This is a genomic window from Stenotrophomonas mexicanensis (assembly GCF_032911605.1).
Lineage (GTDB): Bacteria > Pseudomonadota > Gammaproteobacteria > Xanthomonadales > Xanthomonadaceae > Stenotrophomonas > Stenotrophomonas maltophilia_A.
In genome coordinates this window covers 19,995-30,618 of record NZ_JAWJTG010000053.1, presented here as the reverse complement: position 1 = coordinate 30,618, position 10,624 = coordinate 19,995, and the positions used below count along the sequence as shown (strand labels likewise).

9 protein-coding genes are annotated in these 10,624 nt (G+C 66.8%); 6 read left to right on the top strand and 3 right to left on the bottom strand.

Annotated elements, in window-relative coordinates:
• Nucleotides 1–130: 130 nt before the first annotated feature.
• A complete protein-coding gene (locus tag R1L06_RS18305) occupies nucleotides 131–1,498 on the bottom strand; it encodes a helix-turn-helix domain-containing protein (RefSeq protein ID WP_182267060.1) in 1,368 nt (455 codons plus the stop codon).
• A gap of 115 nt (nucleotides 1,499–1,613) precedes the next feature.
• On the opposite strand from R1L06_RS18305, the gene R1L06_RS18300 reads away from it, so the two are divergent.
• From R1L06_RS18300 to mmsB, 5 genes are read left to right on the top strand one after another with little or no spacing between them, the layout of a single operon-like run.
• The gene (locus R1L06_RS18300; protein WP_004136619.1) at nucleotides 1,614–3,119 is read left to right on the top strand and encodes a CoA-acylating methylmalonate-semialdehyde dehydrogenase; all 1,506 of its coding nucleotides are present in this window, start codon (nucleotides 1,614–1,616) and stop codon (nucleotides 3,117–3,119) included.
• 14 nt (nucleotides 3,120–3,133) lie between these two features.
• Nucleotides 3,134–4,300: an acyl-CoA dehydrogenase family protein gene (locus R1L06_RS18295; protein ID WP_317218406.1), complete on the top strand. Its 1,167-nt coding sequence runs from the start codon at nucleotides 3,134–3,136 to the stop codon at nucleotides 4,298–4,300.
• Entirely contained in the window at nucleotides 4,297–5,094 is a 798-nt protein-coding gene (locus R1L06_RS18290) for an enoyl-CoA hydratase (RefSeq protein ID WP_049399842.1), read from the top strand. The genes R1L06_RS18295 and R1L06_RS18290 overlap by 4 nt, the downstream gene beginning before the upstream one ends.
• A complete protein-coding gene (locus R1L06_RS18285; RefSeq protein ID WP_317218405.1) occupies nucleotides 5,091–6,266 on the top strand; it encodes an enoyl-CoA hydratase/isomerase family protein in 1,176 nt (391 codons plus the stop codon). The genes R1L06_RS18290 and R1L06_RS18285 overlap by 4 nt, the downstream gene beginning before the upstream one ends.
• Nucleotides 6,263–7,153 carry a 3-hydroxyisobutyrate dehydrogenase gene (gene mmsB, locus R1L06_RS18280; protein ID WP_004136647.1) on the top strand — a complete coding sequence of 297 codons (891 nt, stop codon included), beginning with the start codon at nucleotides 6,263–6,265 and terminating at the stop codon, nucleotides 7,151–7,153. Before R1L06_RS18285 ends, mmsB begins: the two co-directional genes overlap by 4 nt.
• Nucleotides 7,154–7,296: 143 nt before the next feature.
• Here mmsB and R1L06_RS18275 read toward each other — a convergent pair whose 3' ends face one another.
• The gene (locus R1L06_RS18275) at nucleotides 7,297–7,722 is read right to left on the bottom strand and encodes an organic hydroperoxide resistance protein (RefSeq protein WP_317218404.1); all 426 of its coding nucleotides are present in this window, start codon (nucleotides 7,720–7,722) and stop codon (nucleotides 7,297–7,299) included.
• Nucleotides 7,723–7,833: 111 nt separating this feature from the next.
• Nucleotides 7,834–8,790: a cation diffusion facilitator family transporter gene (locus R1L06_RS18270; RefSeq protein ID WP_317218403.1), complete on the bottom strand. Its 957-nt coding sequence runs from the start codon at nucleotides 8,788–8,790 to the stop codon at nucleotides 7,834–7,836.
• 242 nt (nucleotides 8,791–9,032) lie between these two features.
• Between R1L06_RS18270 and R1L06_RS18265 the strand changes: the two genes are divergently transcribed.
• The gene (locus R1L06_RS18265; RefSeq protein ID WP_317218402.1) at nucleotides 9,033–10,496 is read left to right on the top strand and encodes a SulP family inorganic anion transporter; all 1,464 of its coding nucleotides are present in this window, start codon (nucleotides 9,033–9,035) and stop codon (nucleotides 10,494–10,496) included.
• The last annotated feature ends 128 nt before the right edge of the window (nucleotides 10,497–10,624 follow it).

The window sequence follows — 10,624 nt, the reverse complement described above, 5'->3', positions numbered from 1 at the left end:
GCTTACATGGACGTACTTGCAGCGTCCCCCGCAACCGGACCCACCCCGCCATCCCACGGAAAGCCCGCTGTTGCTTTTGCTGTTGCCTTGGATTGAAGCAGGTGCAGGGCGCAGCCCTGCCGAACCAACCCTACCGCCCCGGCAACTGCGCGAACGCGCGCTGCATGCAGTCCTCACGCGGACACACCCGGCAACCCGGTCCGATCGACACCGAATTGCCCGGGCTCTGCACATCCAGCCCCAGCGAATACACCAGCCGCTCGGCATGTTGCAGATCGCACCCCAGCGCCACCGCGAAGGTCTTGCGCGGTTGGCCATGCCCCACCGGCCCGCTGCTGACCTGCCGCGCCAGCCAGAAGTGGCGCCGCCCATCGGGCATGCGCGCGGTCTGCGTCAGGATCCGCCCGGGCTGGTTGAACGCCTCGTAGACGATCCACAGCGGGCACGAGCCGCCCACCTGCGAGAAATGGAAATCGGTGGCCGAATGACGCTTGGACACATTGCCGGCGCGATCCACGCGGATGAAGAAGAACGGCAGCCCGGGCGCACTGCGCCGCGCCAGCGTGCTCAGCCGGTGGCAGACCGCTTCGAAGCCGACGCCGAACTGATGCGCCAGCAGTTCGATGTCGTAGCTGCTGGCTTCGGCCGCACGCAGGAAGCGCATGTACGGCATCACCAGCGCGCCGGCGAAATAGTTGGAAAGACCGATCCGTGCCTGCGCGATGCGCGCGTCATCGGTGAAGCCGGCACGCGCCACCACCGCATCGATCTGCGGCAGGTAGCCGTGCAGTGCCAGCTCGGCCGCCATCTGGAACGCCTGCTGGCCGGGCTCCAGGTAATCGGGCAGCCACAGCCGCCGCGCACCGGCATCGTATTGCCGCTTCTCGCGCCCGGCCTGCAGTGCGGCCACTTCCACCAGCACGCCATGGCGGTCGGCCAGCAGCTGGCGCAGTCGCGGTGCCACGTGCCCGGGCGACAGCCCCCACTCGGCGAACAGCTGCTCGGCCAGCTCGTCCAGCTCGGGAATGTGGTTGTGCATGCGGTTGAAGAATTCGCGTACCTGGTCGCCAGCGGGCAGGGTGCTGCCGGCACCGGGCTCGCCCAGCTGGAATTCCAGCGCCGCGGCATGCTCGCGCAGCGCCAGGTGGCGGCGGTGCAGGTCCAGCAGCGCGCGGCTGACCTGCGGCAGGTTGCCGGCCAGCGCGCGCAGTTCGGTGGCGCTGACCTCGGCCAGGCCCAGATCGCGCAGGGTCTCGCCCAGCGCTTCCTGCAGCGCGGCGGGCTCATCCTCGTCGAACAGTGCGGAAACGTCGCCCAATACCTCGCCCAGCTTCTTCTGCACAGCCGGGGTCAGTGGGCGCTTGTTGCGCTCGATCTGGTTCAGGTAGCTGGCCGACAGCCCCAGCGCCCGTGCCAGATCCGCCTGGCTGTAGCCGCGCTGCTCGCGCAGCCGCAGCAGGCGCAGGCCAAGTTGTCGCTGGGGGGCTGAATAATTCACAGAATTAACATGAATCGTCTGGCGTGTTGGCCAGATTAAGCGGATTCAGCCCGGAAATCGAGGTGGGTGCTGTGAATAATGCCAAGCATCTTTCGCACCCCGTGGGATTGTCGTCATGACTGTTGCAGCGCCCCGTATCCGCATGCTGATCGATGGCCAGTTCGTTGAATCGGCTACTTCCCACTGGCAGGACGTGATCAATCCGGCCACCCAGGACGTGCTGGCCAAGGTGCCGTTCGCCACCACCGGCGAAGTGGACGCCGCCGTTGCCGCCGCCAAGGAAGCCTTCAAGACCTGGCGCAAGACCCCGATCGGCACCCGCGCGCGCATCTTCCTGAAGTACCAGCAGCTGATCCGCGAGAACATGAGCGAGCTGGCGCACATCCTCACCGCCGAACAGGGCAAGACCCTGCCCGACGCCGAAGGCGATGTGTTCCGCGGCCTGGAAGTGGTCGAGCACGCTGCCGCCATCGGCAACCTGCAGCTGGGCGAGCTGGCCAACAACGTGGCCACCGGCGTCGACACCTACTCGATCATGCAGCCGCTGGGCGTGTGCGCCGGCATCACCCCGTTCAACTTCCCGGCGATGATCCCGTTGTGGATGTTCCCGATGGCCATTGCCACCGGCAACACCTTCATCCTCAAGCCGTCCGAGCAGGACCCGATGGTCACCATGCGCCTGGTCGAGCTTGCCCTGGAAGCAGGCATCCCGAAGGGCGTGCTGAACGTCGTCCACGGCGGCGAGGAAGTGGTCAACGCGATCTGCGACCACCCGGACATCAAGGCCGTGTCATTCGTCGGTTCCACCCGCGTGGGCACCCACGTCTACAACCGTGCCTCGCTGGCCGGCAAGCGCGTGCAGTGCATGATGGGCGCCAAGAACCACGCCGTGGTGCTGCCGGACGCCAACAAGGAGCAGACCCTCAACGCGATGGTCGGTGCCGCCTTCGGTGCCGCTGGCCAGCGCTGCATGGCCGCGTCCACCCTGGTGCTGGTGGGTGAAGCACGCAACTGGGTGCAGGACCTGGTCACCAAGGCCAAGACCCTGAAGGTCAGCGGCGGCACCGTCGCCGGCACCGACGTCGGTCCGGTCATTTCCTGCAGCGCCCGCGAGCGCGTGGAAGGCCTGATCGCCTCGGGCGTGGAGCAGGGCGCCAAGCTGGTGCTGGATGGCCGCAAGCCGCAGGTCGATGGTTTCGAGAAGGGCAACTTCGTCGGCCCGACCATCTTTGCCGGTGTCACCACCGACATGCGCATCTACCAGGAAGAAATTTTCGGGCCGGTGCTGGTCATCCTCGAAGCGGAAACGCTGGAAGAGGCCATCGCGATGGTCAACAGCAACCCGAACGGCAACGGCACCGCACTGTTCACCCAGTCCGGCGCCGCCGCGCGCAAGTTCCAGGAAGACATCGACGTTGGCCAGGTCGGCATCAACGTGCCGATTCCGGTGCCGGTGCCGCTGTTCTCGTTCACCGGTTCGCGCGCGTCCAAGCTGGGCGATCTGGGCCCGTACGGCAAGCAGGTGGTGCTGTTCTACACCCAGACCAAGACGGTCACCGCGCGCTGGTTCGATGACGAGACGCTCAGCCATGGCGTCAACACCACGATCAGCCTGAAGTAACGGCAGGAGCAGCCATGAGCCACTCGATGACGACGGAACTGGAAGAAGCGCAGCAGGCGTACCGCGAAGCTGCGCGTGACTTCGCACAGGCCGAACTGGCGCCGCACGCCGCGCGATGGGATGCGGAGGGCATCTTTCCGCGCGAGGCGATCGCCAAGGCCGGTGAACTGGGCTTCTGCGGTCTGTACATGGACCCGGAAGTGGGCGGCAGCGGTCTGAGCCGACTGGACGCCGCCGTCGTCATCGAGGAGCTCGCCAATGTCGATCCGTCGACCGCGGCGTACATCAGCATCCACAACATGGCCTCGTGGATGGTGTCCAAGTGGGGCCAGCCGGCGCTGCGCGATGTGTGGGGCACCGATCTGTCTTCGGGCACCAAGCTGGCTTCGTACTGCCTGACCGAACCGGGCGCCGGTTCCGATGCGGCCTCGCTGAAGACCACCGCCGTGCGCGATGGCGACTTCTATGTGCTGAACGGCTCGAAGGCTTTCATTTCCGGCGCCGGTGCCACCGAACTGCTGGTGGTGATGGCGCGTACCGGTGGTGCCGGTGCCGGCGGTGTCAGCGCCATTGCGGTGCCGGCGGACCTGCCGGGCATCAGCTTCGGCCGCAAGGAAGAGAAGATGGGCTGGAACAGCCAGCCCACCCGTGGCATCACCTTCGAAAACGTCCGCGTACCGGTCAGCCACCTTCTGGGAGAGGAAGGCGGCGGCTTCAAGTTGGCGATGAAGGGGCTCGACGGCGGCCGCATCAACATCGCCGCCTGCTCGCTGGGCGCCGCGCAGGGTGCGCTGGACGCTGCACGCCGCTACATGGGCGAGCGCCGCCAGTTCGGCAAGGCACTGGCCGAGTTCCAGGCCCTGCAGTTCAAGCTGGCCGACATGGTCACCCAGCTGGTGGCCGCCCGGCAGATGGTGCACACCGCTGCGCGCAAGCTCGATGCCGGTGCCAGCGACGCCAACGTGTGGTGCGCGATGGCCAAGCGCTTCGCCACCGATGCCGGTTTCAACGTCTGCAACGAAGCACTGCAGATCCACGGTGGCTACGGCTACATCCGCGAATACCCGATCGAGCGCCTGCTGCGTGACTGCCGCGTGCACCAGATCCTGGAAGGCACCAACGAGATCATGCGGGTGATCGTTGCCCGTCACCTGCTCAACACCGAAGAGGAACTGCGATGAAGGATTGGCGTACCCAGGAGCACGTGGGGCTGAAGGTGGAGGTGGATGGCCACACCGCCGTGGTCACCCTGAACAACCCGCCTGCGCATACCTGGACTGTGCACAGCCTGTCGGCGCTGCGTGATCTGGTCGGCGCGCTCAACGCAGACCGCGAGATCTACGCGCTGGTGATCACCGGTGACGGCGAGAAGTTCTTCTCCGCCGGTGCCGATCTCAACCAGTTCGCCTCCGGCGACAAGGCCGCTGCACGTGAAGCCGCGCGCCGCTTCGGTGAAGCCTTCGAAGCGCTGTCCGGTTTCCGTGGCGTGTCGATCGCCGCGATCAACGGCTACGCCATGGGCGGTGGCCTGGAATGCGCGCTGGCCTGTGACCTGCGCATCATCGAAGACCACGCCCAGGTCGCGCTGCCGGAGGCCACCGTCGGCCTGCTGCCGTGCGCCGGTGGCACCCAGAACCTGCCGCGCCTGGTCGGCGAGGGCTGGGCCAAGCGCATGATCCTGCTGGGCGAGCGCATCAACGCCGACACCGCACTGCGCATTGGCCTGGCCGAAGAAAAGGTCGGCAAGGGCGAAGCCAAGGCGCTGGCGCTGGAATGGGCGAAGAAGGCCGGCAAGCAGAGCCCGACCAGCATCGCCGCCTGCAAGACCCTGGTGCAGGCCACCCGCACCGGCACCCACGCTTCGGCGCTGGTGGCCGAACGCGAAGCCTTCGTCGATCTGTTCGACACCGCCGACCAGGTCGAGGGCGTGACCGCCTTCCTGGAAAAGCGCGCTGCGCAGTGGAAGAACGCATGAGCACCGATACCGTTGCCGATGACGCACCGGTGCTGTTCGAAGAGCGCGCCGCCAGCAACGGCACGCGCATCGGCATCGCCACGCTCAATGCGCCGCGCACGCTCAACGGTTTCTCGCTGCCGATGGCGCACCTGCTGCTGAAGCAGTTGAATGCCTGGGCCGACGACGACGGCATCGCCATGGTGGTGCTGCAGGGCGCTGGCGAAAAGGCGTTCTGCGCCGGCGGTGACCTGCACAGCCTGTACAAGAGCATGGTCGCCTTCCGCGAGGCCGGCCGCAGCGACATCCGCGAGAACGACTACGCGGCCGAGTTCTTCGACGTCGAATACCGCGTCGATTACCTCATCCACACCTACGCCAAGCCGATCCTGTGCTGGGGCCATGGCATCGTGATGGGTGGTGGCATCGGCCTGATGTCCGGTGCCAGCCACCGCGTGGTCAGCGAGCGCTCCAAGCTGGCCTTCCCGGAAATCACCGTCGGTCTGTTCCCGGATGTGGGTGGTAGCTGGCTGCTGCCGCGCGTACCGGGCAAGGGCGGCCTGTTCCTGGCGCTGACCGGTGCGCTGCTCAATCCGGGCGACGCCATCTACGCCGGCCTGGCCGACGTGCACGTGGCCGAAGAACGCCGCAGCGCGGTGTTCGATGCGCTGCTGCAGGTCGCGTGGTCCAGCAACGCCGCACACAACCACGAACGGCTCAGCCATCTGCTGCAGTCGCATGCCAGTGACGCCGCCACCGGCCCGCTGCTGGCCAATGCGGCGCAGGTTGATGCGTTGTGCGAAGGCGATGACCTCTCCGCGATCATCGGCCGCATCTCCACTCTGCAGACCGACGATGCCTGGCTGCAGGCGGCACAGAAGACCCTCGCCGCCGGTGCACCAGGCTCGGCACGGTTGTCGTACGAACTGCAGCGCCGCAGTGCCGGCCAGGACCTGGCCGCGATCTACCGCCTGGAGTACATCGTCGCCCTGCATTGCGCCGCCCACGGTGATTTCGCCGAAGGCATCCGCGCGCTGCTGATCGACAAGGACCGCAATCCGCAGTGGAACCCGGCCACCCTGGCCGAGGCCACCGGCGCGTGGGCCGACACCTTCTTCGCTTCCCCCTGGGCCGATGCCGCGCATCCACTGGCCGACCTGGGCACTCCCCTTGTTGAAAGGAGCCTTGCATGAGCCGCATTGCATTCATCGGGTTGGGCAACATGGGTGGCCCGATGGCCGCCAATCTGGTCAAGAACGGTCATACCGTGCGCGTGTTCGATCTGGTCCCGGCCGCGGTGCAGGCCGCCGTCGATGCCGGCGCCAGCGCGGCCGCATCGGCGCGCGAAACCCTGGCCGATGCCGAGGTGGTGATCTCGATGCTGCCGGCCAGCCGCCACGTCGAAGGCGTGTACCTGGGCGATGACGGCATTCTTGCCGCGATTCCGGCCGGCGCACTGGTCATCGACTGCAGCACGATCGCCCCGGCCAGCGCCCGCAAGGTCTCTGAAGCCGCTGCCGCACGTGGCCTGCAGATGATCGACGCGCCGGTATCCGGCGGTACCGCCGGTGCCCAGGCCGGCACCCTGACCTTCATCGTCGGTGGCGAGGAGGATGCGCTGGAGCGCGCCCGCCCGGTGCTGCAGGCGATGGGCAAGAACATCTTCCATGTCGGCGCCAGCGGTGCCGGCCAGGTGGCCAAGCTGTGCAACAACATGGCGCTGGGCGTGATCATGGCGGTGACCGGTGAAGCCATCGCGCTGGGCGTGGCACACGGGCTGGACCCGAAGGTGCTGTCGCAGATGATGGCGGTCAGCACCGGCCGCAGCTGGGCCACCGAAGTGTGCAACCCGTGGCCGGGCGTGCTGGAAAACGCCCCGGCCTCGCGCGGCTACAGCGGTGGCTTCGGCAGTGACCTGATGCTGAAGGACATGGGCCTGGCGGTGGAAGCGGCGATGAGTGTCGGCGCCTCGATCCCGCTGGGCGAAGTGGCCCGCAACCTGTACTCGATGAACCACCAGGCTGGCCGCGGCAAGCTGGATTTCTCCAGCGTCGTGCAGCTCATTACGAGCGAGAAGTGACCTGGTAGTGCCGGCCGCTGGCCGGCAACCTCATGCCCCCGTGCGGGACAACGAAGGTGGGATGGGCGGATGTTCGGTTTCGACCGGCATCCGCCCATTTTTTTCTGCAGTGGTAGTGCCGGCCGCTGGCCGGCATCACCGCATCAGGCAACGATCAGCGTCACGTCGATGTTGCCGCGGGTGGCGTTGGAGTACGGGCACACGATGTGCGCCTTCTGCACCAGTTCTTCCAGCTGCTCGCGCGGCACGCCAGGAGCGCTGATGGTCAGCTCGGCTTCGATGCCGAAACCGGTCGGGATCTGGCCGATGCCGACCTTGCCGGTCACCGTGGTGTCGGCCGGCAGCGCGACCTTGGCCTGGCCGGCCACGAACTTCAGCGCGCCCAGGAAGCAAGCCGAGTAGCCGGCCGCGAACAGCTGTTCCGGGTTGGTGCCCGGGCCGCCGGCGCCGCCCAGCTCGCGCGGGGTCGACAGCTGGACATCCAGCACGTTGTCGGAGGAGACGGAACGGCCTTCACGGCCGCCGGTGGAGGTGGCCTGGGCGGTGTACAGAACCTTTTCGATGGACATCGGGATGCTCCTGGTCGGTGGGTGGGTGTTGCGATGGAGCCTACTTTGCCCGGTTTCCGCGTACGTTGGGTTGCAATGCGTACGAAAAATTTGATTGATCGTCCTGCCAGCCTAGATCGTCCATTCGCGGTCGGTGGTGAACATGATGGTCAGCCAGCGGTCCGGCGAGGCTTCGCCCAGTGCATCGCCGATCTCATCGCGCAGCTGGTCCCATTCCACCAGGGGCCGCGGCGGGTCGTTTTCCGGTACCACGAAGAACAGCTCGATCTGCTCGCCACGCCCCACCTGGGCCACGTAGCTGCGGTGCTCGACGAAGCCGTGCTTGGCTACAATCCCGCGTGCCACTGCATCCACATGGGCTTGCAGTTCCGGCGGGGTGACCAGCAGGATGCCGGCCAGCGCGCGCCGCACCGTGCCGAGCGGGGCGATCATCACCAGCACGCAGACGAAGGCGAGGATGGCCGGGTCGATGTACGGCCCGACCCAGGCCCACGAGGTGCCCTGCACCAGCACGCCGCCGAGGAAAGCCAGCAGGTAGCAGGCCGACATGCTGGCCGCGATCACCCAGTTCTTCGCGTCCAATGCGATGAACTCCGAGCCGATGCGACGGTTGGCGCGCAGGATGAACCAGGCCAGTGCGCCTTCGCCCACGATCGATAGCCCGGCGAAGGCAATGGCCGGGCCGAGGGCGATGTGGCGGCCCCCGGACATCAACGCGTCCACCGCATTGACCAGCGCATATAGCGCCGCGCCGATCATCAGCGTGCCGCTCACCCCCAGCACGATCGGCTCCAGGTGCCAGAAGCCCATGGTGAAGCGCTGGTTGAGCCGCGATTGCAGCGCATCGGTCTGTGTGGACAGCGCGATCAGGCGCGCCACCAGCAGCGACAGCCAGGTCATCACCACGTCGATCAGGCCGTAGATGCCGTCGAAGATGATCAGCGAAGAATTGGCCAGCAGGCCGAACACCACCGCCGCCGCGGCCAGCAGCAGCGAGGCGGCGATCGACAGGCGCAGCACGCCCTGTTCGGTGGCGGGGTCGAAGAACTGCGGGCGTTTGGCGGCCATGGTTCAATTGTAGAGCGGAGCCAGGCTCCGCTGCCTTTCGCTGCCTTCGCCGGCCAACCGCGCTACCCCCGTGGGGCCGCTTCCCGTAGACTGCGTCCCTCCCACGTACCGACGCCCGCCTGCAGTGATCACGCCACCCTGACCCTTGCCGCACATCGGCAGCCGGCCCGCCCGGCTCAGGAACCCGTGTCTTTCCACTGCAGCGCCATGCGGCCACGCCCGCCTGCGCGCGGAGCTTTCCCATGCAAACGTCCTACCCCCTGCGCCAGCAATGGCTCGGCAACATCCGTGGCGACCTGCTGTCCGGCATCGTCGTCGCCCTGGCCCTGATTCCCGAGGCCATCGCGTTCTCGCTCATCGCCGGCGTCGACCCAAAGGTCGGCCTGTATGCCGCGTTCTCGATTGCCGTCATCACTGCCATCGCTGGCGGCCGCCCCGGCATGATCTCCGCCGCCACTGGTGCAATGGCGCTGGTGATGGTCAACCTGGTCAAGGACCACGGCCTGCAGTACCTGTTCGCTGCCAGCATCTTGGCGGGGTTGCTGCAGGTGCTGGCCGGCGTGTTCAAGCTCGGCGCGTTGATGCGTTTCGTCTCGCGCTCGGTCATCACCGGCTTCGTCAACGCGCTGGCGATCCTGATCTTCCTGGCACAGATGCCCGAGCTGATCGGCCGCGGCCCTGCGGTCTACGTGTTGTGCGCCGCCGCGCTGGCGATCATCTACCTGCTGCCACGCCTCACCCGCGCCGTGCCATCACCGCTGGTGGCCATTGTGGTGCTGACTGCCGTGGTGATCGGCTTTGGTGTAGACGTACGCAGCGTCGGCGACATGGGCCAGTTGCCTGACAGCCTGCCGCATTTCCTGCTGCCTGACGTACCGCTCACCTGGGAGACCCTGCGCATCCTGCTGCCGGTGTCGGCCACGCTGGCCGTGGTCGGCCTGCTCGAATCGATGATGACCCTGCAGATCGTCGAGGACATCACCGAGACGCCCAGCGAGCGCAACCGCGAATGTGTCGGCCAGGGCGTGGCGAACACGGTCACCGGCTTCCTCGGTGGCATGGCCGGTTGCGCGATGATCGGCCAGTCGGTGATCAACGTGACCTCCGGTGGCCGCGGCCGCCTGTCCTGCCTGGTGGCTGGCGTGTTCCTGCTGGTGCTGGTGGTGTACGGCAGCGAACTGGTACGGCAGATCCCAATGGCGGCGCTGGTGGCGGTGATGATCATGGTCAGCATCGGCACCTTCAGCTGGCGCTCGCTGCGCGACCTGCGCACGCATCCGCGTAGTTCCTCTGCGGTGATGCTGTTGACCGTGGTGGTCACCGTGGCTACCCACGATCTGGCCAAGGGCGTGCTCAGCGGTGTGCTGCTGTCGGCCCTGTTCTTCGCGCGCAAGGTTGGCCGCATGCTGGATGTGCAGCGCGACGATGCCGATGACACGCAGGTCTATCGCGTGCGCGGGCAGGTGTTCTTCGCCTCGGCAGGGCAGCTGGGTGCAGCGTTCGATTACCAGCACGTGGCGCCGAAGGTGCAGATTGATCTGCGCGATGCGCACCTGTGGGACCTGACTGCCGTGGCCGCGCTGGAGCGGGCGCAGGAAAAGCTGGCCACGCATGGTGCGGAGGTGACGGTGGTAGGGCTCAATGCGGCCAGCCAGACCCTCATTGAGCAGGTGGGTGGCAAAGGCGCTGCTGGCAGCGCGCATTGACGCTATCGGCTCTCGTGGAGCAACTGCAACGCCATGGCCGCTGTTGCGGTTGCTGCATCTTCAGCCTGTGAACCCCACCCAAGGTGGAAGAATCGCCGCGATCGTGCTCCGTTGTGATCCTCACGATG

Bases quoted from the DNA above. Each gene is read 5' to 3' on its own strand.
- R1L06_RS18275 (WP_317218404.1), bottom strand. From the start codon at position 7,722: ATGTCCATCGAAAAGGTTCTGTACACCGCCCAGGCCACCTCCACCGGC.
- R1L06_RS18285 (WP_317218405.1), top strand. From the start codon at position 5,091: ATGAGCACCGATACCGTTGCCGATGACGCACCGGTGCTGTTCGAAGAG.
- R1L06_RS18295 (WP_317218406.1), top strand. From the start codon at position 3,134: ATGAGCCACTCGATGACGACGGAACTGGAAGAAGCGCAGCAGGCGTAC.
- R1L06_RS18300 (WP_004136619.1), top strand. From the start codon at position 1,614: ATGACTGTTGCAGCGCCCCGTATCCGCATGCTGATCGATGGCCAGTTC.
- mmsB (WP_004136647.1), top strand. From the start codon at position 6,263: ATGAGCCGCATTGCATTCATCGGGTTGGGCAACATGGGTGGCCCGATG.
- R1L06_RS18290 (WP_049399842.1), top strand. From the start codon at position 4,297: ATGAAGGATTGGCGTACCCAGGAGCACGTGGGGCTGAAGGTGGAGGTG.
- R1L06_RS18270 (WP_317218403.1), bottom strand. From the start codon at position 8,790: ATGGCCGCCAAACGCCCGCAGTTCTTCGACCCCGCCACCGAACAGGGC.
- R1L06_RS18265 (WP_317218402.1), top strand. From the start codon at position 9,033: ATGCAAACGTCCTACCCCCTGCGCCAGCAATGGCTCGGCAACATCCGT.